The 20,502-nt window shown below is 71.2% G+C and carries 16 protein-coding genes, 2 tRNA genes and 1 pseudogene; 14 read left to right on the top strand and 5 right to left on the bottom strand.

Annotated elements, in window-relative coordinates; translation table 11 throughout:
• Positions 1-332: 332 nt before the first annotated feature.
• Positions 333-803 (bottom strand): SSI family serine proteinase inhibitor, encoded by a 471-nt coding sequence (locus ACZ607_RS32820; RefSeq protein ID WP_099173191.1) that lies wholly within the window; start codon positions 801-803, stop codon positions 333-335.
• 370 nt (positions 804-1,173) lie between these two features.
• On the opposite strand from ACZ607_RS32820, the gene ACZ607_RS32825 reads away from it, so the two are divergent.
• The 3 genes from ACZ607_RS32825 to ACZ607_RS32835 all read left to right on the top strand — a co-directional run bounded on the left by ACZ607_RS32825 (position 1,174) and on the right by ACZ607_RS32835 (position 2,362).
• Positions 1,174-1,264 (top strand) — tRNA-Ser (locus tag ACZ607_RS32825).
• A gap of 205 nt (positions 1,265-1,469) precedes the next feature.
• A tRNA-Arg gene (locus ACZ607_RS32830) sits at positions 1,470-1,542 on the top strand.
• A gap of 406 nt (positions 1,543-1,948) precedes the next feature.
• Entirely contained in the window at positions 1,949-2,362 is a 414-nt protein-coding gene (locus ACZ607_RS32835) for a signal protein (protein ID WP_469741079.1), read from the top strand.
• Between the two features lie 56 nt (positions 2,363-2,418).
• Here ACZ607_RS32835 and ACZ607_RS32840 read toward each other — a convergent pair.
• Together ACZ607_RS32840 and ACZ607_RS32845 are read right to left on the bottom strand one after the other, a co-directional pair.
• A pseudogene (locus ACZ607_RS32840) lies at positions 2,419-2,778 on the bottom strand (site-specific integrase); the annotation flags it as partial.
• A gap of 1,155 nt (positions 2,779-3,933) precedes the next feature.
• On the bottom strand, positions 3,934-4,170 hold the full coding sequence (locus ACZ607_RS32845) for a hypothetical protein (RefSeq protein WP_469741083.1): 237 nt from the start codon (positions 4,168-4,170) through the stop codon (positions 3,934-3,936).
• A gap of 164 nt (positions 4,171-4,334) precedes the next feature.
• On the opposite strand from ACZ607_RS32845, the gene ACZ607_RS32850 reads away from it, so the two are divergent.
• The 3 genes from ACZ607_RS32850 to ACZ607_RS32860 all read left to right on the top strand — a co-directional run bounded on the left by ACZ607_RS32850 (position 4,335) and on the right by ACZ607_RS32860 (position 7,363).
• A complete protein-coding gene (locus ACZ607_RS32850) occupies positions 4,335-4,661 on the top strand; it encodes a helix-turn-helix domain-containing protein (RefSeq protein WP_469741086.1) in 327 nt (108 codons plus the stop codon).
• Between the two features lie 358 nt (positions 4,662-5,019).
• The gene (locus ACZ607_RS32855; protein WP_469741088.1) at positions 5,020-6,102 is read left to right on the top strand and encodes a cell wall protein; all 1,083 of its coding nucleotides are present in this window, start codon (positions 5,020-5,022) and stop codon (positions 6,100-6,102) included.
• A gap of 46 nt (positions 6,103-6,148) precedes the next feature.
• Entirely contained in the window at positions 6,149-7,363 is a 1,215-nt protein-coding gene (locus ACZ607_RS32860; RefSeq protein WP_469741091.1) for a helix-turn-helix domain-containing protein, read from the top strand.
• 76 nt (positions 7,364-7,439) lie between these two features.
• Here the strand turns inward: ACZ607_RS32860 and ACZ607_RS32865 are convergent, their stop codons facing one another.
• A complete protein-coding gene (locus ACZ607_RS32865) occupies positions 7,440-8,642 on the bottom strand; it encodes an NAD(P)/FAD-dependent oxidoreductase (protein ID WP_469741096.1) in 1,203 nt (400 codons plus the stop codon).
• Between the two features lie 101 nt (positions 8,643-8,743).
• Positions 8,744-9,688, bottom strand: coding sequence for an RNA polymerase sigma-70 factor (locus ACZ607_RS32870; RefSeq protein ID WP_469741099.1), 945 nt, complete (start codon positions 9,686-9,688; stop codon positions 8,744-8,746).
• A gap of 201 nt (positions 9,689-9,889) precedes the next feature.
• On the opposite strand from ACZ607_RS32870, the gene ACZ607_RS32875 reads away from it, so the two are divergent.
• From ACZ607_RS32875 to ACZ607_RS32910, 8 genes are all read left to right on the top strand, one after another.
• Positions 9,890-10,777: a DUF2797 domain-containing protein gene (locus ACZ607_RS32875; RefSeq protein ID WP_469741102.1), complete on the top strand. Its 888-nt coding sequence runs from the start codon at positions 9,890-9,892 to the stop codon at positions 10,775-10,777.
• A 48-nt stretch (positions 10,778-10,825) separates the two neighbouring features.
• Positions 10,826-11,707, top strand: a complete 882-nt coding sequence (locus ACZ607_RS32880; protein ID WP_469741104.1) for an amidohydrolase family protein — start codon at positions 10,826-10,828, stop codon at positions 11,705-11,707.
• Positions 11,708-11,782: 75 nt separating this feature from the next.
• Positions 11,783-12,520 (top strand): response regulator transcription factor, encoded by a 738-nt coding sequence (locus tag ACZ607_RS32885; protein ID WP_404000845.1) that lies wholly within the window; start codon positions 11,783-11,785, stop codon positions 12,518-12,520.
• Between the two features lie 25 nt (positions 12,521-12,545).
• Positions 12,546-14,291, top strand: coding sequence for a HAMP domain-containing sensor histidine kinase (locus ACZ607_RS32890; RefSeq protein WP_469741109.1), 1,746 nt, complete (start codon positions 12,546-12,548; stop codon positions 14,289-14,291).
• 26 nt (positions 14,292-14,317) lie between these two features.
• On the top strand, positions 14,318-15,691 hold the full coding sequence (locus ACZ607_RS32895) for a bifunctional glycosyltransferase family 2/GtrA family protein (protein ID WP_469741111.1): 1,374 nt from the start codon (positions 14,318-14,320) through the stop codon (positions 15,689-15,691).
• A complete protein-coding gene (locus ACZ607_RS32900) occupies positions 15,688-17,913 on the top strand; it encodes an ArnT family glycosyltransferase (RefSeq protein ID WP_469741113.1) in 2,226 nt (741 codons plus the stop codon). Before ACZ607_RS32895 ends, ACZ607_RS32900 begins: the two co-directional genes overlap by 4 nt.
• 229 nt (positions 17,914-18,142) lie before the next feature.
• Positions 18,143-19,654 (top strand): MFS transporter, encoded by a 1,512-nt coding sequence (locus tag ACZ607_RS32905; RefSeq protein WP_469741115.1) that lies wholly within the window; start codon positions 18,143-18,145, stop codon positions 19,652-19,654.
• Positions 19,655-19,711: 57 nt separating this feature from the next.
• Positions 19,712-20,485 (top strand): TetR/AcrR family transcriptional regulator, encoded by a 774-nt coding sequence (locus tag ACZ607_RS32910; protein ID WP_469741127.1) that lies wholly within the window; start codon positions 19,712-19,714, stop codon positions 20,483-20,485.
• Positions 20,486-20,502 lie beyond the last annotated feature (17 nt).

The raw sequence follows: 20,502 nt of genomic DNA on the forward strand, positions 1-20,502 counted from the left end.
CGGGCCTCAGGCTGTCACTGGAGGAGTCTAAAGGCAGGGAGCGCGTGACGGGCGGCGGATGAGGGGGAGCTCTCACCAAGGTTCTGTGCACACGGTGTACGCCGGTGGCCTGTGCCGTGACGGCGTGCGCCCCCTCTGACGTGCACGGATGTGCCCCGGTCGGACGCCGGGGGCCGCCCTGTACGGCGCCGGAACCGGGTCGGCAAGGCGTCCGGGGCGCCCCTTTCGCGCCCCGGTGCGCGCCGTCGGACCCTGCCGAAGACCCCGGCGCACGCCCCGCCGAACCGGCTACGTCGCTGGGCCGAACCAGCTACCCGGTGGAGCCCGACCGGCTACCGCGCGGAGGGCAGTACGGGCACGAGGCTGTTCCAGCGCGAGATCTCGCAGCCGTTGGCCCGGCTGAAGCGCGCGTCGACGTCCTCCCCCTGCCAGGTGCCCTGGACCCGGGCGGCGGCCGGCCCGCCGGCTTGCTGGGTGCACATGGCGTTGCGGTCGGTGGCGACGAACGGGTTGTCCCCCGCCTCGGCGGCCTCGTCCAGCAGGTCGCAGGCGCGCTGCGCGGCGGGGTGGCTGCCGCCGGCCGGGTCGCACTCCAGCTCGAAGACGCCGTCGGCCGCCGGGTTGCCGGACTCCGAGACCGTCACGGTGAGCCGGGTCGTGGTGTCCCGCGCCGTCGGCCAGTCCCCCTGGAGCACGGGGAGCGGGGGCAGCGGTACGAGAGGGGACACGGCCGTGGCGGCGGGCGCGGCGGCGGACAGCACGGCCAGGGAAGCGGCGGCGGTGAGGGTGAGACGGCGCAGCATGCGGGGCTCCTGTTGTTCTGGCGCGCCCAGGAGCGCGCCGGGCCTGCTCCGGTACGCGCCGGGGTGGAGGCGCGGGCCGGGCACACGGGGGTGACGGACGGAGGGCGGAGCCCTCGTCCTCTCTAACGCTCCTTACGCCCGCACGTTGCGCAACTCGGGCTGGGCCGACCGGAAGAGTCCCCCCGAACATCTGACCGATGGCGGCGCGGGCTCCGGACCTGGACCCCGGGCCCCGAACCCTGGACGGACACCCCCGCAGGGCGCTTTGCCTCGCCGCCCACCTGCCTAGTACCGTGGGCGGCGATTGGTGACACCGCGCTCGTCTGTGTCATCATCTGCACGCACCACCCGCGCTTGCGCGGGGTGTGCTGGAGGCGTCGCCTAGTCCGGTCTATGGCGCCGCACTGCTAATGCGGTTTGGGTCTTAAAGCCCATCGAGGGTTCAAATCCCTCCGCCTCCGCAGCAACCCGAAGCCCCGTGCCCCAGGCACGGGGCTTCGGTCGTTCCTGGCCACGGAAAGCTGCCCCAGAACGCTGTTTCCGCAGGTCAGTGGCTGTCTGGGTAATGGATTTCGCGTCACGGCGCAGGTCATGTAATGTTGTTCTCGCAACGCCGACAGGGCAGAAAAGCCCGGGAGGCGGGACCGAGGCTCAGGCCAAGGACACGCACTCGTAGCTTAACGGATAGAGCATCTGACTACGGATCAGAAGGTTGCAGGTTCGAATCCTGCCGAGTGCACAGCAAGCGAGAGGCCCCCAGGAGAAATCCTGGGGGCCTCTGGCGTTGTCCGTACAGCAGCGAAGTACAGCAACGGGCTCGAAGCAGCCTGGTCCAACCCGTGGATAGGGTGTCCGCTCATGTCGCGTCGGCTGTGGTGCCGAGCCGGCGGCGTGCGGCCGGAGGGGGCTGTATGTGGTTCAGGGTTGGGGCAGTGGGCCTGACAGCGATAGTGCTGGCAGCCATGGCGGGGTGTGGGACGCGGGCAGCGCGAGGCTCGGGTGAGACGGAGGGAGCAGCATCGACGAGTACTGCACCGGTGGCGGAGAACGGAAGCATCCCTTCCGCGGAGCTCCAGGGCCGATGGTGGACATGGGCTGCCTCCGAGCCCGAGGCGACCAGCCCTGTCGCTGACACGGACGGGAGCATGTGCGGACGCAATCAACCGCCCGACGTGTGGTTCCTGGCCGGCACCCACGGCGGTCGGGCTGTACGGGCGTGCGAAATTCCCAACGGCCGTCCGATCGCTGTTCCTGTCATCAATCTTGTCGGAGACGACCAGAGCTGTGCGGCGTTCATGGAGAACGCGCAAGGGACCGTGGCACTCGACGGTAAGCCGGTGAAACCGGAGACCTACGAAGCTGACTCGATCATGGTGGAAGGCGCCCAGGACAATCAGGTCACCGGGGAGGAAGGGCGCTTCTCAGCTATAGGGTGCGGCCTTTGGGTGCAGCTTCCATCCTTGGCTCCTGGCGCGCACTCACTGAAGATCCAGGGGCAGTCAGGCGACTTCTCCGTCGACGTGGACTACGTGTTGACCGTCGGCGCCTCATCGGCCTAGGCGAGCCGGGGGGTGATCCTGTGGGTCTTCCACACATCGACGCGGCTTGGGGCGGCTCAGCCGGTACCGCCCGTCGCGTCGGACAGCTTGCCGATCGCGTCGCGTACTTCTTCCTCGCTGGCTTCGGCGTAGACCTTCATCGTCATGGCGATCTGTCGAGTGCCGAAGGATCCGCTGATCGTTCTTTGGAGCACCTTGAGCGCGATCAGCAGCGAACTTCACGTGTGCCAGGTGTTCCGTAGATGGATGACCCGGAGGCCGGCATGGCGAGCCCGGAGCGCAAACAATCGAGCGAGGTTCCCCAGCTTGATCGGAGTGCCGTACTTGGTGGTGAAGACTAGGCCGTGCTCGTCCTGCCAGACTTTGTCTGCGGCTTTCCGGTCCCCGATCCGCTGGACACGGCGGATTCGGAGGGCCATGCGGTAGAGCGTCTAAGATCGGTCACTCAGGGCATCCATGCTGCGGCACGGTTCGTAGAAATCAGCGTGAGACCCCGTCAGTTGCGGCGGCCGCTGTACGTTGTCGCTGTACTTCGAGCGCATGCCGGGGGGCTGTAATGGATGAACGTCTGTACGCGATCATGGAAACCGTGAGGTCTGAGCAAGCGGACACCATGGTGCGCGCCGTCAAAAGAGCTCTCGAGGAAGAGTCTGGCCTCACCGGTCGTGAAGTCTTGCGGCTACTTGACCAATTGGCCAGCGAAGCTCAGGAGAAAGCCACTCTGGCCATGGCGGAAAGTGAGCCCGATCGGGATGAGTGCGCGAAGTGTGGTCAGGCCATCCAGACGGATTCGCGAGATGCGGAACGGTGGCTGCACAGTTCGGATCGGAGCCGGGGCTGCCGAGCAGCAACCTTCGAGCCAGGGAGCGGCTGGAACGATGACATTCCGAGGACTTGGATGGCTACCCCCCGTCGGCGTCGCTCCTGACGGCCATGTGAAGCGGTGGCTTCCTGGCAACCAGCGGCCAGCCCGCGCAGGCTACTAGTGCGCTGCCGTCCTCGGTGAGGAAGAGCAGGGTGGTCCATGTCCGGTCAACTGCATCAATCAGCCCTGTGCGTACGGGCTGGCCATGTTCACGGATGAGCTGCACTGCTCTTTCCAGCCCAAGGGGTTCGAATCCGTGCATCCGCATCCGCTGAAGTCGGTGCGTGAAGACTCCGGCATGCTGGCTTACGGGTTGTGCCTGGTCTGCCACCCAGTAGGTGGCGCCGCTGCGGAGGGTGGCCAGAGCTCTCACAGACGGCTCGTCGTCACCGGTCAACAGCGGTTCCAGCACCAGCACACGCCGTTCCATGGCCCCCGTTTGGATCTCGCGGCACAGCATCCAGAGGCCGCACAGTAGCGTTCCTCCGGGCCTGCTCGGCGGCTTGTACGGCCGTCACTGACTGATCACGCTGGAGCTACGGATCAGAGGATCGCAGGTTCGATCCGCCGGTCAGAGCCCGACATGACCGTGCCCGGGTGCAGATTGCCTTGTGGACAGTGACCGCGCCGCCCGCCGGCGAGGCGCCGTGGGTCAGTACGCGCTCCTTGTCCCCTGCGGTGATCGGCCGGCCGCAGCGGTCGCATATCAGCGGCATTCCCGTTCCTTCGGGCAGGACAGGCAGCTGCGGGGAAACCAGCGGACCACCGATCCGTGCGCCTCGATCAGTTGCGAGCCGAGGTCGCGTACCGCCCCGGTGTGCAGGGTCGTACCGCAGAAGACGCAGTGCACGCCTCGCTGCTGCTGCGAGGACAGCTCCGTGATCGGCGGCAGCGTGATGAGCCGCCTGTCGGGCGGGGAGTCCGGGGTGGAAGGATGGTGCATGGTCGGTCTCCTGGTGATCTCAGGGTTCTGACTGGCCCCGGCCATGTGGAGGTGCGAACTCCGAGCCGGGGCCTTTCTGTTGCTGGTGGCGATGCCACTTGACGGCCAATTTATGGGACCCCCATAATGCACGTCAAGCGGCACGCCCGATTCGAAGGAACGGGATGGCCGAGACAGAGGGCGATGGGCTGGCCGAGAGGGAGGAGGTGCAACGTGTCTTCGATGCCCTGGACGCCGTCGAGTCGATGGAGGACTCGCTAGAGAAGGCGCAGATCATCAGCCGCCTGCTCAGAGATCAGACCGAGCGCACCAAGAGGCTGAAGGAGCACCGCCGGAGGGTCGTGCTGCACCTGCGGTCGCAGAAGGTGACGTACCGAGAGATCGCCGAAAGCCTGGGGGTCTCGATTGGCACTGTGCAGGACATCGAGCGGGGCTATTCCGGGTCCGGGAAGAACCGGCCGAAGAAGAGCACCGACGCCCCCGTCGAGTAGCAGACGGCCGGGCGGTGTGGAGACCGCCGCCCGGCCGTAGTGACCGGCGGGTCATCACTCCGCCGATCCGAGCTTCACCCTGACGAGAAGGGTTCGCGTTCGATCGTTTGGCCCGTGCGCGCGTAGTGACCGCACCCACGCCCTGAGCCGTCCGGAACGGCCTCTTCTTCTGTGATCCCTGCGGCCTTGCCGGCCGCCCCACACCCCACGGACTGTGATGCGCCACCCCACCGGCGCGGCTTCGTGCTGCGCTTCTTCGTCATGCCCGGATCCGGCATGGATCCCCGTTCCTCGCGCCTTTCAGGAGCTCGACGCGACAGCCTCCCGCCGCGCCCAGCCGCATGTGTGGCTGCGGGCGGTGGTGTGGCTCGTCGAGGCGGGCCTGCACCCACGTGCCGGGGCGACGACGCTGGCCGTCGTGCGCGATCTGGCCGGGCGGATGGACTACCGGCTCGGTTTCGTGCTGTACGACCTGGAGGGCACCGCTGTCCGATGCGGGGTGTCGGCAGCGACGGTGAAGCGGCACGTCCGGGTGTTACGGGAGCTGGGCGCGCTGGTGTGGCAGCGGCACGGGACCAAACGGAACCTGCACCTGCCCGGCCGCCGGTACGCGGGCATAGCGACGATCTACGCCGCCACGATCCCGCCCGCGTACGACTCGGCGATGGGCCACCGTCTGGAGGGCGCCGGGCACGGGGCGCGGGTGTGCGGGGTGACGGATGCGGGCCGGGACCGTGCGGTGGAATCTGTACAGCAGAGGCCTCGGCCTGTGGATAACTCGACTGGAGGGAAGCGCAGTTCAGGCGAGCGTGCGCCCCATTCTTCCGGGCCCCATCACGACCTACGCACCGTTGATGTGAGTGGGAAGTTGAACTACACCTCGCGCGGGCGCGCGACAGCCGATCGCGGGCGGAGGCGGTCTCCACTCCAGGTCGCCCGTGACATCGCCGTCGCCCGGCAGGTGCGACCGCTCGTCGCCTGGACGCAGTGCGAGGGGCTGCGTCGCCTCGCGTACGCCCTGCGGCCGCTCATCGACCGGGGCCTTGATGCCCGCGCCATCGCGGCTGAGCTCTGCGGCTCGGCCGTGGGGTGGCGGCCGAGCCGCCCGGCGGCCTGGATCACCGCGGTTCTGGCGCGTGACCGGGAGGTACCCGAGGGGCACGGGGGCACCGAGCCGCCGGAGGCGTTCCGGCGCGCCGTGACCGAGGAGCGGGAGTTGTCGGCCGAGGCTGCGGGAGGCGGGGTGCCGGTGGACGGCGTTGATGGGCTGACGCGCGGGGAGGTCGTCCAGTTACGTTCGGCTGCTGCGAGCGACCCGAGCCTGGTGCTCGTTGCCCTGGAGAACCTCGGGGAGCGGGACACCCGCCGTCTGTACACGAACCGCCTCGTGGACGAGGTGCTGTTGTACGAGTTCACCTGGGTGCGCCCTGGGCGTACCTAGCTCGCTCGGCGCTGAGTCCCGGTCGTGGCAGCCGTACCGTGGCGGCGTGGCACATGATGACCTGGGACGGACCCTGCGCCGTTTGCGTCGGCTGGGCTCCCTCACGCAGGAAGAGCTGGCTGAGCGGTCCGATGTGTCCGTCGATGTGATTCGTCAGCTCGAACAGGGGCGGAAGCGTTCGGCCCGCCTGCCCACACTCCACGCGTTGGCGAACGGCCTTGGCGTGGAGCTGACCACGCTTCTGGGTGACCCGCCCGCCGTGGCCTCCACCGGGGAGAGCGACGGGCCGCGCTTCGTAGCGGTGCGTCGCGCCATCATGCCGGCGCTGTGGGGGCCGGACCCGGAGCCGCCGGGCCCTGACTTCTCGTTGGACCTTCTGCGCGAGCGGATCGCGGACGGCTGGACCCGGTACCACTCCGCCGAGTTCGACTCGGTGATGAAGGCGCTGCCGGAGCTGATCCCGGATGCGCGTCGGGCCGCCGCCTCGGACGACGAGGCCGACCGTAAGGCCGGGTTTGCCGCTCTGGGCAAGGCACTTCAGCTCGCCGGGCACGTTGCCGTGCGCATGGGCAAGACCGATCTCGCTCTCATCAGTCTGGAACGGGCCGTAGAGGCTGCGAGGCAGTCCTCCGATCCGCTGCTCCTGCCGATGATCGTCAACTCCACTGCGTGGACCTACCAGCGGCAGGGGCGTCTGGATGACGCGTTGAGCATCGCGCTCCGCACCGCCGACGGTATGGCGGACGAAGGCCGTACCGGCGCGGCCGACGGGCTGAAGGTATGGGGTGCGCTGACCATGAGCGCCGCCACGTCCGCCGCCCGGAGCGGCGACTACGAGCGGGCGGCGGCGATGATGGAGACGGCTGAGAAGGAGGCCGCCCGCGTCGCGAAGCTGCCCGATCACGGCGACAACCGCATGGTCAGTGTCTTCAGCCCGTCGTCGGTCCGTATCGAACGTGTCCGGCTGGCCGTCCAGTACGGCCACCCGCAGGAGGCTTTGGCGCTGGCCAAGGGGATGCGGCTGAGCAAGGACACACTGCCTTCCTGGCGGACGTGGCTGCTGCTGGACGTGGCCCGGGCCCATACCGACATCGGGGATGCGGCCGGAGCGGTGAAGACCCTGGAGTCCCTGCGCTGTGTGGCACCGACGTGGATGCAGCACCACACGCTGGCCGTGGCCATCGTGCGTGACCTCTGGGCGCTGCCCAACCACCCGCTTGGACTACGGCCGTTGGCGGAGTTCTTGGGGGTGGGCGAATAGCGGGGTGAGGGCGGGACGTCGAGCCGGCCCGGTCAACTGCGCTCGGCGGTGACCGGGCCCGGCAGGCGGCGGGCGGTCAGGCTGACTCCGCGGCCGGTGCGGGGGACGGAGTGCGGGCCTGGACGACCGGGCGGCGCTTGGACGGGAGTCCGAATGTCGGGTTGGCCACGCCCCAGGCCGCGCCCTTGCAGACCAGTTCCTTGTAGAGCGCGGCCAGGCGGCCGGTCAGGGCTGCTCGGACTGCCCGGTCGTCGGCCGTGACGTACTGGATCAGGCCTTCCCTGCGGCCGAGCGAGATGCACTGGTTGAAGTAGCGCAGCGGCACCGTCGGGGGCTTTGTGCCGGTCAGGGTGGCCGCGATCGAGTCGGCGGCCTGCCAGGCGGTGGGGATGCCCGAGGCGCACGACATCCGCAGGGGCTTGTCGCCGGGGCCCTGGACCAGGGCCGCGTCGCCGATCGCGTACACGTCGGGGTGCGAGACCGAGCGCATGGCTCCGTCGACCACGATCTGGCCGGTGTCGGAGACGTCCAGGGCGGTGGCCCTCGCGATCGGGTGGACCGCGAAGCCCGTGGTCCACACCGTGGCCGCCGACGGGACGGACGTGCCGTCGGCGGTGGTGACGTGGTCCGCTTCCACGGCGGTGACTGCGGAGTGCTCGTGCACCGTGACGCCGAGATGCGCGAGGACCTTCCGCAGGTGTTGCCGCCCCTTGGGCGAGAGCGTGGCGCCGAGCTCGCCGCGGACGGCGAGTGCGACGTCGAGGTCCGGGCGGGTCTCGGCGATCTCGGTGGCCGCCTCCAGGCCGGTGAGCCCGCCGCCGATGACGACCACGGGCGCTCCGGCGCCCAGGCCGGCCAGGCGCTCGCGCAGCCGGAGCGCCCCGGGGCGGCCGGCGATCTCGTACGCGTGCTCGTCGGTGCCGGGGACGCCCTGGCTGTTCCAGCCGCTGCCGAGGGCGTACACGAGGGTGTCGTACTCCAGTGCCTCCGGGCCGTCCGCCTCGGCGGCCCGGACGGCCACCGTCCTGCGGTCGACGTCGACCCCGGTGACCCGCGCGAGCCTCAGCTCGACGCCGGTGCCCGCGAACATCTCGGCGAAGGGCCGGGGCCTGAGGTCCTGGCCGGTCGCCAGCTGGTGCATCCTGACGCGCTCGACGAAGTCGGGCTCGGCGGTGACGAGGGTGATGGCGACGTCCTCGCGGCGCAGTCGCCTGGCGAGGCGGCCGGCGGCGGAGGCTCCGGTGTAGCCGGCTCCAAGGACGATGATGCGGTGCTTCATTTCCCTGCTCCTGTCTCGCGCGGTTTCACCCCTTGAACCGGGCAGCCCCGCCTTTCCTGACAGGTGGGAGATGTGAAGCAGGTCACATGGCGGGGGGGGGGTCAGAAGGCGGTGAACAGGGGTTCTCCGTGGTCGGAGGCCGCCCACCGCGCCGTCGCGCGTTCGAGCTTGTCGGGATTGACCTGGTTGAGGATCGTGGCGATGCCCTCGCCGGTGACCTGGAGGCACATGACGCCGATGATCCGGCCGTCGACGACCGCCACCACGGCGGGGGCGTTGTTGGCGGTCGTCGCGTACACCTGGGCGGATCCGCCGGCGATGGCGCGCTTGGCCTTGCCGGGCTTGAACAGGCCCCGCATGAACGTCGCGACCGCGAGGGCGCCCTCGAACGCCTTGGCGCGGGCCGGAACCTTTCCGCCGCCGTCGCCGATGGAGAGGGCGTCGTCGGTGAGCAGCCGCACGAGCGGCTCGGTCCGGCCGCTGGTGGCGGCCGCGAGGAACTCCTCGACGATCCGCCGGGCGGCGGCCTCGTCGATGTCGGCGCGGGCCTTGCCGTCCGCGACGCGCTTCTTCGCGCGGTGGAAGATCTGCTGGCAGGCGGCCTCGGTGATGTCGAGGATTTCCGCGATCCGCCGGTGCGGGTAGTCGAAGGCCTCCCGCAGCACGTACACCACCCGCTCGTTGGGGGAGAGGCGTTCCATGAGGCGGAGGACGGCGTACGAGACGGATTCGCGCTGCTCGGCGGTGTCGGCGGGGCCGAGCATCGGGTCCCCGGCGAGGAGGGGTTCGGGCAGCCACTGGCCGACATAGGTCTCGCGCCGGGCGCGCGCCGAGGTGAGCTGGTTGAGACACAGGTTGGTGAGGACCTTCGTCAACCAGGCCTCGGGGACCTCGATGCGTTCGATGTCGGCGGCCTGCCAGCGCAGGAACGTGTCCTGCACGGCGTCCTCCGCATCGCTCGCCGAGCCCAGGAGCCGGTAGGCGATGGCCTCCAGGCGGGGCATGAAGGCCTCGAACCGGTCCATGTCGTTCATGGTCAGCGCCATGGACCGGATCCTAGCCCGCGCGTCCGGCCGAGCGGCCGTCCGTGGGGCAGAACGTGGGGCAGACCGCAGGGCAGGGACGGGAACCATCGTGTCGGCGTACGTACGCGTCGGAGGCCGGGCGGGAGGGTTCGTCCACGCCGCTGACCTCCTGCGCGTTCCTCCGGAAACCTACTCTGGGCACGTACGCGAGAGAGGGGTGGCATGAGCGGCTGGCGGTGCACCGGGCTGCGCTGGCCCCACGACGGGCCCGCGCTCGGGTGGGCGCGGGGCGACGGGGGCGGGCCGGGACGGGTGAGCGTTCTAGCGTACGGGAAGGAGCTCGGGTTCCGGGCCGAGGGGGAGCGGCACTGCGTGGGGGCGCGCGGCAACCCGTGCCCGCTCGGGGCCGTGGTGCCGGTACGGAGCACCGGGGCGCGGTGCGCGGAGTGCGCGCGGCTGGACCGGGCGCACTCGGTGGCCGCCGACACGATCGCCGACGACCCGCGTCCGTACCGCGTCTATCTGGCCTGGTTCGGGCCGGGCATGGTCAAGGTCGGGATCACCGGGGAGGCGCGGGGCGCCGCGCGGCTGCGGGAGCAGGGAGCCGTGGTGTTCAGCTGGCTGGGGCGCGGCCCCCTGATGGCCGCGCGGCGCACGGAGGAGCTGCTGCGCTCGGCGCTCGGGGTGCCCGACCGCATCCCGTACGCCCGTAAGCGCGCGGCGCGGGCCGAGCTGCCGGGGGCGGCGGAACGGGCCGCCGAGATCGAGGGGCTGTACGGGCGGGCCGCCGCCCTGGAGGGTGCCGGGTGGCCGGAGGCGCTGGAGCGGCTGCCGTTCGAGCCGGTCGACCACGCCGGGGTGTTCGGCCTGGACGGCGCGGGAGCGGCGGCGCGGGTGGTGACCGGGCTGGTGGACGGCGGGGTGGTGGCCGGGCGGCTGGTCGCCGCGGCCGGGCCCGATCTGCACCTGGAGACCGCGGGTGAGGGGATCGTCGTGCTGGACACGCGGCTCGTCACCGGCTGGGACCTGGTGGGGGCCGACGCGCGGGCGGGGATCAGCGTGCCGGTCGTGGCCCTGGGGGCCGGTGGGGTGCAGGACGGCCTGTTCTGAGATCGTCGCCGGGGATCGTTCCGGTGACGTACGAGGCAGGTGGGGCGGATGAGCATCGATGACCGTGACCGTGAGGACGTGGTGCGGTTCTGGCGGGGGCTCGGGCTGCCCGGGATCATCGACGTCCACACGCACTTCATGCCGGAGCGGGTGCTCAGCAAGGTGTGGGCCTACTTCGACTCGGCGGGCCCGCTGACCGGGCTGGAGTGGCCGATCACCTACCGGCGGGACGAGGACGAACGCCTCGCGCTGCTGCGCTCGTTCGGGGTGCTGCGGTTCACCTCGATGCTCTATCCGCACAAGGCGGGCATGGCGGCCTGGCTGAACGGCTGGGCGGCGGACTTCGCCGCGCGGGTGCCGGACTGCCTGCACACCGCGACGTTCTTCCCGGAGGAGAGCGCGGGGAGCTATGTGCGCGAGGCCGTCGAGGCGGGGGCGCGCGTCTTCAAGTCGCACCTCCAGGTGGGCGCCTACGATCCCAACGACCCCCTGCTGGAGCCGGTGTGGGGGCTGCTGGCGGAGGCCGGCGTCCCGGTGGTGACGCACTGCGGGTCCGGGCCGGCGCCCGGGGCGTACACGGGGCCGGGGCCCATCGGCAGGCTGCTGTCCCGGCACCCCCGGCTGAAGCTGGTGGTGGCGCACATGGGGATGCCGGAGTACGCGGAGTTCCTGGCGCTCGCGGCGGAGTACCCCGGTGTGCGCCTGGACACGACCATGGCGTTCACGGACTTCACGGAGGGCTTCACCCCGTTCCCGCCCGGGCTCCACGGGCGCCTCGCCGATCTGGGGGACCGGATCCTGCTCGGCACGGACTTCCCGAACATTCCGTATCCGTACGTCCACCAGCTGCACGCCCTGGAGCGGCTGGGGCTGGGCGACGACTGGCTGCGGGCGGTCTGCCACGGGAACGCGAGCGAGCTGTTCCGGTAGCCCGCCGCACCGTTTCTCAGGAAATTCACAGGTGGGCGAAAGCTCTCTCTCACGGCTGTCTCACAGGCTTGAGCCATGACCACGACCTCGCCCCAGGGGCGTACAGAACTGCTCAGGCCCGACCGCAATCCCGTCCGCGTGCTGGTCGTGGACGACGAGGCCCCGCTGGCCGAGCTGCTCTCCATGGCCCTGCGCTACGAGGGGTGGGAGGTGCGCAGCGCCGGTGACGGCGCGGGTGCCGTCCGTACGGCGCGCGACTTCCGCCCCGACGCGGTGATCCTCGATGTGATGCTCCCCGACATGGACGGGCTGGCCGTGCTGGGCAGGCTCCGGCGTGAGCTCAACGACGTGCCCGTGCTGTTCCTGACCGCGCGGGACTCGGTGGAGGACCGGATCGCCGGGCTCACGGCGGGCGGCGACGACTACGTCACCAAGCCGTTCAGCCTGGAGGAGGTCGTGGCCCGGCTGCGCGGGCTGATCCGCCGCTCCGGCACCGCCTCGGTCCGCAGCGAGTCGACGCTCGTCGTGGGCGACCTGGTGCTGGACGAGGACAGCCACGAGGTGAGCCGGGGCGACGACTCGATCCACCTCACGGCGACCGAGTTCGAGCTGCTGCGCTTCCTGATGCGCAATCCGCGCCGGGTGCTCAGCAAGGCACAGATCCTGGACCGGGTCTGGAACTACGACTTCGGCGGTCAGGCCAACGTCGTCGAGCTGTACATCTCCTACCTGCGCAAGAAGATCGACGCGGGGCGCACCCCGATGATCCACACCCGGCGCGGGGCGGGATACCTCATCAAGCCGGGTGAGTAGGCCCCGGAACGGCTGGAGGAGCACCGTGAAGCGCCCCTGGACCCTGCGGACCCGGCTCGTCGTGTACGCGGTGACGCTCATCGCGGTCGTCGCCGCCGTCATCGGCTCGGTCACCGCGATCGCCTTCCAGAGCTATATGGACGGGAAGCTCGACGACCAGCTGCGCGACATCGCCAGGGTGGCCCAGCAGCCCCCGCCCGGGAGCGGCAAGGCCGACCGGGGCGGCCCGGAGGGCGGCGACGAGGAACCGCTCGCCTTCATCGGCAGGGGCGCGTTCAACACCTTCGGGGCCGTGGTCTCCGACGGCTCCGTCACCGAATCGAAGGTGGTCAAGGGGCCGGACGCCCGGGAGAGCACCGAGGAACTGACCGACGCCCAGGAGGCCGCCCTCGAAGGCGCCGACGTGGCGCCGGACGGCGAACCCCACGACGTCGAGCTCCCCGGCCTCGGCAGCTACCGGGTGCAGCTCGTCCCGTCCGGTGGCGGGGCTTCCGGCGGTGGAGCGTCCGGTGAGAAGGCGTCCGGCGGAGGCGCGCCCGGCGGCACGTCCGCGGGTGGCACGTCCGCGGGTGGCACGTCCGCCGGTGGCACGTCCGCCGGTGGCACGTACGTCCTGGTCGGCATCCCGACGGCCGAGGTGGACAAGGCCGTCACCACCCTGATCCTCGTCGAGGTCTGTGTCACCGGGGCCGGGCTGATCGCCGCCGGGATCGCCGGCGCCGCCATGGTCGGTGTCGCCCTGCGCCCGCTGCGCCGGGTGGCCGCCACCGCGACCCGGGTCTCCGAACTCCCCCTGCACAGCGGCGAGGTCGCCCTGCTCGAACGGGTCCCGGACGCCGAGGCCGATCCGCGTACCGAGGTCGGTCAGGTCGGCGCGGCCCTCAACAGGATGCTGGGGCACGTCGGTTCGGCACTGGAGGCACGGCAGAAGAGCGAGACGCGCGTACGGCAGTTCGTCGCGGACGCCAGCCATGAGCTGCGCACCCCGCTCGCCTCGATCCGCGGGTATGCCGAACTGACGCGGCGCGGACGGGAGAACACCGGGCCGGACACCCGGCACGCCCTGGGCCGGATCGAGTCCGAGGCGGAACGGATGACGGGCATGGTCGAGGACCTGCTCCTCCTGGCACGTCTCGACGCCGGACGGCCGCTCTCGTACGAGAGCACCGATCTCTCCCCGCTCGTCATCGACGCGGTCAGCGACGCCCGTGTCGCGGACCGCACCACCGAGGGGGCCGCCCACCACTGGCGGCTTGAGCTCCCCGAGGTGCCCGCCACGGTGCTCGCCGACCCGACCAGGATCCAGCAGGTGCTGGTCAACCTGCTGGCGAACGCCCGTACGCACACCCCGCCGGGGACCACCGTCACGGTCCGCGTGCGCCAGGCGCGCGGGGAACTGCCCTGGGTGACCCTGGAGGTCGAGGACAACGGGCCGGGCATCCCGGCGGAGCTCCAGCCACGGGTCTTCGAGCGGTTCGCACGGGGCGACGCCTCGCGCTCCCGGCACGCCGGGTCGACGGGGCTGGGCCTCGCCATCGTGCAGGCCGTCGTCGCCGCGCACGGAGGCGTGGCCGAGGTGCGCTCGGTGCCGGGCAGCACGGTGTTCGCGGTCCATCTGCCGGCGGACGCGGTGTACGCGGAAGGGCCGGAGAACCACGGCGGCACCCGGGGCGAACGGCCCGGTGACACGCCGGTGAACAGGGCGGATACGGCTGCCGACGTTTCCGCCGCGCACTCACAGACGCACCACAGGCTCAGCACACGGATGTGACAGCGCGGTTGGTGAGTGTGGGTCTCATGCGAACCGACACTGCCTGGAGCACCCTGCCGGCCCGGGAACATCTCCTGGCCGCAGCGGTCGGCGCTCCCGCCCCCGTACCCGTCCTCGACGTGGTCGTTCCCGTGTACAACGAGGAGAAGGACCTCGAAACGTGTGTGCTGCGCCTGCACGACCACCTGGCGCGGACGTTCCCCTACGGCTTCCGGATCACCGTGGCGGACAACGCGAGCACCGACCGTACGCCCCAGGTGGCGGCCCGGCTCGCGGACCTCATCCCCGAGGTGCGGTCGTTCCGGCTGGAGGAGAAGGGCCGGGGCCGGGCGCTGCGGACCGTCTGGTCCCACTCGGACTCGCCGGTGCTCGCCTACATGGACGTCGACCTCTCGACCGACCTGAACGCCCTGCTCCCGCTGGTCGCCCCGCTGATCTCCGGCCACTCCGACCTGGCCATCGGGTCTCGGCTGGCCCGCAGTTCGCGGGTGGTGCGGGGGTCGAAGCGGGAGTTCATCTCGCGGGCGTACAACCTCATCCTGCGCTCCTCGCTCGCCGCCAGGTTCAGCGACGCCCAGTGCGGCTTCAAGGCCATACGGCGCGAGGTCGCGCAGCGGCTGCTGCCGATGGTCGAGGACACCGGATGGTTCTTCGACACCGAGATGCTGGTCCTCGCCGAGCGCGCCGGGCTGCGCATCCACGAGGTGCCGGTCGACTGGGTCGACGACCCCGACTCCACCGTGCACATCGTGAGGACGGCGACCGACGACCTCAAGGGTGTCTGGCGGGTGGGCCGGGCGCTGGCCACCGGCGCCCTGCCGCTGGACCGTCTGGCACGGCCCTTCGGGGACGACCCCCGCGACCGGGCCGTGCCCGGGGTGCCGCGCGGGCTCGCCCGGCAGCTGGCCGGCTTCTGTGTGGTCGGCGCGCTCTCGACCCTGGTCTACCTCGCCCTGTACTCCCTCTTCCGGCTGGGCGTGGGCCCGCAGTTCGCCAACGCGGCGGCCCTCCTGGTCTCCGCCGTCGCCAATACGGCGGCGAACCGGAGGCTCACCTTCGGCGTACGCGGCCGGGGCGGTGCCGTGCGCCACCAGGCGCAGGGGCTCGTCGTGTTCGCGATCGGGCTCGCGCTCACCAGCGGGTCGCTCGCCGCCCTGGGCACGGCGTCCGGTTCCGCGTCGCACGGCACCGAACTCGCCGTGCTGATCGCGGCCAACCTCGCGGCGACGGTGCTGCGGTTTCTGCTCTTCCGTGCCTGGGTCTTCCCCGACCGGCGCACCGACCACCAGGACGCCCGCAGGGGTGCCGCACACGAACCGATGGACGCCCGCAGGGGTGCCGCACACGAACCGATGGACGCCCGCAGGGGTGCCGCACACGAACTGAGGGACGCCCGATGACCGCCGCCACCACCCACTCCGGCCGCTTCCAGGCCCCGCCCGACACCCCAGGGGCGCCCGCGCACGCCGCGGGCCGAAGGGAATCGCTGGCACGGCGCGTCCGCCGGGGCAGGCCCGAGGACCCGCGCTGGGCGAGGCCCGCCTTCCTGGGGCTGCTGCTGGTCGTCGCGCTCGCCTACCTGTGGAATCTGAGCGCGTCGGGGTACGCCAACTCCTTCTACTCCGCCGCCGTGCAGGCCGGCAGCCAGAGCTGGAAGGCCTTCTTCTTCGGCTCGCTGGACTCCGCGAACGCGATCACCGTCGACAAGCCCCCGGCCACGCTCTGGCCGATGGCCCTGTCGGTGCGGATCTTCGGCCTGAGCTCCTGGGCGATCCTCGCGCCCCAGGTGCTGATGGGCGTCGCCACGGCCGGTGTCCTCTACGGAGCCGTACGCCGCCGCTTCAGCGCCGCCGCCGGGCTGATCACCATGGTGGTCTTCGCGCTGACCCCGGTCGCCGCGCTGATGTTCCGCTTCAACAACCCGGACGCGCTGCTCGCGCTCCTGATGACCGTCACCGTCTACTGCGTGCTCCGCGCGATGGAGGCCGGCCGGACGAAGTGGCTGGTCTGGGCCGGTGTCGCGGTCGGGCTCGCGTTCCTGTCGAAGACCCTCCAGGCCTTCCTGATCCTGCCGCCGCTGGCCGTGCTGTACGCGGTGTTCGCCCCGGTGTCCGTGCGCAAGCGGTTCGGCCAGCTCGGCCTGGCGGCGCTGGCGATGGTCGTCTCCGGCGGCTGGTGGGTGGCGATCGTCGAGCTGTGGCCCGCCTCCTCACGCCCGTACATCGGTGGCTCGCAGAACAACTCCTTCCTGGAACTCACCTTCGGCTACAACGGGCTCGGCCGGATCAACGGCGAGGAGACCGGCAGCGTCGGAGGCGGCGGTGGCGGCGGCGGCGGTCAGGGCGGCGGCTGGGGCGAGACCGGCATCGGCCGCATGTTCAACTCCGAGATCGGCGGCCAGATCTCCTGGCTGCTGCCCGCCGCGCTGATCCTGCTGGTCGCGGGGGTCTGGCTGACCTGGCGGGCGAAGCGGACCGACACGGCCCGTGCGGCGTTCCTCGCCTGGGGCGGTTCGCTGCTGATGACGGCCCTCGTCTTCAGCTTCATGGCCGGCATCTTCCACCAGTACTACACCGTGGCCCTGGCGCCCTACATCGCGGCGCTGGTCGGCATGGGCGCCTCGGTCCTCTGGGAGGAGCGGGGCAGGTGGTGGGCCGGCGCCGCACTCGGCGTCACCGTCGCGGCGACGGCCGTCTGGTCGTACGTCCTGCTGGGGCGCACCCCGGACTTCCACCCGTGGCTGCGCTGGGCCGTCCTGATCGGCGGGCTGTCGGCCGCGGTGGGGCTGCTGCTCGCGGCACGGCTGGGCCGGGCGCTCGTGCTGGGCGTGGCGGGCCTGGGGCTCGCGGCGTCGCTGGCCGGTCCGACGGCGTACACGATCAGCACGCTGAACACCGGGCACCAGGGCTCGATCGTCACGGCGGGTCCGTCGGGCGCGAGCATGGGTGGTCCCGGCGGCGGCCGGGGCGGCGGCCCCGGGGGCGGTGAGGGCGGCCCCGGTGGAGGCATGCAGCCCCCCGGCCAGGGCACCCGGCAGGGCGGCCAGGCACCGGGCACGGCGCAGGGCGGTCAGGCTCCCGGCACCGCGCAGGGCGGCGGCTTCCCCGGCGGCGGCACACCGGGCCAGGGCCAGGGCCAGAGCCAGGGCCAGGGCACGCAGGGCCAGGCGCCCGGGGGGCAGCAGGGCGGTCAGCAGGGCGGCATGCCCGGTGGTGGCGCGGGTGAGGGCGGCATGGGCGGAGGCGGCGGCATGGGCGGTCTGCTCAACGGCTCCTCCGTCGACTCCGAGGCCAAAACGCTCCTGAAGCAGAACGCCGACGCCTACACCTGGGCCGCCGCGGCCATCGGTTCGCAGAACGCCGCGAGCTACCAGCTCGCCACCGGTGACCCGGTGATGGCGATCGGCGGATTCAACGGCAGCGACCCGTCCCCGACGCTCGCCCAGTTCAAGAAGTACGTGGAGGACGGCAAGATCCACTACCTGATCTCCAGCGGTTCGGGCGGTGGCATGGGAGGCGGCGACGGCACCTCCTCGCAGATCACGGCGTGGGTGGAGGAGAACTTCAAGGAGGTCACCGCGGGAAGCGCGACCTTCTACGACCTCACCCAGCCCGCGAGCTGACACCGGCGGCAACAGGGCGCCGACGGAAACAGGACGCCCGACGGGAACAGGGCGCCGACGGGAACAGGGCGGTGGTCCGGAGCACAGGCTCCGGGCCACCGCCCTCCGCTGTCACCAGGACGGATCCGGCGCCACGGCACCCTGTGTTGTACGGCGTACAGGAAATGCCATACGGTGTACGGGAGCACCTCCCATACACCGTACAAGTGCACCGGAACCAGGAGTCCGCATGACGGCGACCGCCGCCGAGCAGAACGACCTCGCTCCCCAGGGCGGCCATGCGCGCCGCTGGGTGATCCTCGGAGTCATCTGCCTCGCCCAGCTCACCGTGCTGCTCGACAACACCGTCCTGAACGTCGCCATCCCCTCGCTCACCGCCGATCTCCACGCCTCCACCGCCGATGTGCAGTGGATGATCAACGCGTACGCGCTCGTCCAGTCCGGGCTGGTGCTCACCGCGGGCAGCTCCGCCGACCGCTACGGCCGCAAGAAGATGCTGGTCGCGGGGCTCGCACTGTTCGGCGTCGGCTCGCTGGCGGCGGGACTCGCGCAGTCCTCGGGGCAGTTGATCGCGGCCCGCGCGGGGATGGGCGTCGGGGGCGCGCTGCTGATGACGACCACGCTCGCCGTGGTGATGCAGATCTTCGACGACACCGAGCGCGTCAAGGCGATCGGCATCTGGTCCACCGTCAGCTCGCTGGGCTTCGCGGCCGGCCCGCTGATCGGCGGGGCGATGCTCGACCACTTCTGGTGGGGCGCCATCTTCCTGGTCAACATCCCCGTGGCGGTCGTCGGCCTGATCGCGGTCGTCCGGCTCGTCCCGGAGTCCAGGAACCCGCAGGGTGACCGCCCCGACCTGATCGGGGCCCTGCTCTCCACCCTCGGCATGGCCTCCGTGGTCTACGCGATCATCTCCGGCCCCGAGCACGGCTGGGGCTCCGGGCCGGTCCTGCTGACGGCCTTCGCCGGGGTCGCCGTCCTCACCGGATTCGTCCTGTGGGAGCTCCATGTCCCGTACCCGATGCTGGACATGCACTTCTTCCGCGACCAGCGGTTCACCGGCGCGGTCGCCGGCGCGATCCTCGTGGCGTTCGGGATGACGGGTTCGCTCTTCCTGCTCACCCAGCACCTCCAGTTCGTCCTCGGCTACGAGCCGCTCGAAGCGGGGCTGCGCACGGCCCCGCTCGCCCTCACCGTCGTCGCGCTCAACCTCACGGGGCTCGGCGCCCGGCTGGTGGGGAAGCTGGGGACGCCCGCCGTCATCGGCACCGGGATGAGCCTGCTGGCCGCCGGGCTCGCGGCCATCGCCCTGCTGGGCGGGCGGGACTACGGCGGGATGCTGCTCGGCCTGCTCGTCATGGGGGCGGGCGTCGCGCTCGCCATGCCGGCGATGGCCAACGCGATCATGAGCGCCATCCCGCCGGAGAAGGCGGGCGTGGGCGCCGGGGTGAACGGCACGCTCGCCGAGTTCGGCAACGGGCTGGGGGTCGCGGTGCTCGGGGCCGTGCTCAACTCCCGCTTCGCCGCACTCGTTCCGGGGGTCGTCGGCGCCTCCTCCCTGCCCGCCGCGCTCGCCGCCGCCGACGGGGCGGCGGACCGTGAGCGCATCACGGACGCCTTCGCCTCCGGCCTGGAGACCAGTCAACTGGTCGGCGCCGGGGCGGTCCTGGCCGGCGGACTGCTGGCCGCGGTCCTGCTGAGGCGGGCCGAGCGGAACGGGAGCCCCGGCCTGCGGGCATAGCATCGGACGGGGGAGCCGGTACGCAGGAGTGCCACCGCAAGACAAGGAGCGTGCGTCATGGGGTCCGCGGCAGACGGTGCGAAGAACCCTTCCCGGGTCAGTGTGTGGCTGGACCGGCGGACACCCTCGCGCACCCGCAAGGCGGACCAGCCGGCCGGCCTGGACCGGGACAGGATCACGGCGGCGAGCGTGCGGCTGCTGGACGCCGACGGCCTCGCGAAGTTCTCCATGCGGCGCCTGGCCGCCGAGCTCGACGTCACGGCGATGTCCCTCTACTGGTACGTCGACACCAAGGACGACCTGCTGGAGCTCGCCCTGGACACGGTCTTCGGCGAGATCCCGGCCACACCGGAGGACGCCGACTGGCGCGACCGGCTGCGCGAACTGGCCACCAGCTACCGGAAGATGTTCGTACGCCACCCCTGGGCGTCGGGCCTGGTCGGCAGCTTCCTGAACATCGGGCCGCACTCGATGCTGTTCTCGTACGCCGTCCAGGACGTCGTCCGGGCCACCGGGCTGCCGCTGGAACGGCGGACGGGTGCGATGGCGGCCGTCTTCCAGTTCGTCTACGGATTCGGCACCACCGAGGGGCACTTCGTGCAGCGCACGAAGCAGGCCGGGCTCACCCAGGACGAGTACTTCGCGCGGGCGATGGGCACGATCCGCGCCGACCCGGAGCTGCACCGGGCCATGCGGCCCTCGGAGAGCCTGATGGACGCGCGGGGCGGCGAGACGGTGGAGGAGATGCGCGAGCGTGACTTCACGTTCGCGCTGGACCTCCTGATCGCCGGCATCGAGTCGACGTGCGAGAACGCGGCGCGCCGGCCCTAGAACCGGGCGCCACCCGT

The organism is Streptomyces sp. NPDC104381 (assembly GCF_055583745.1).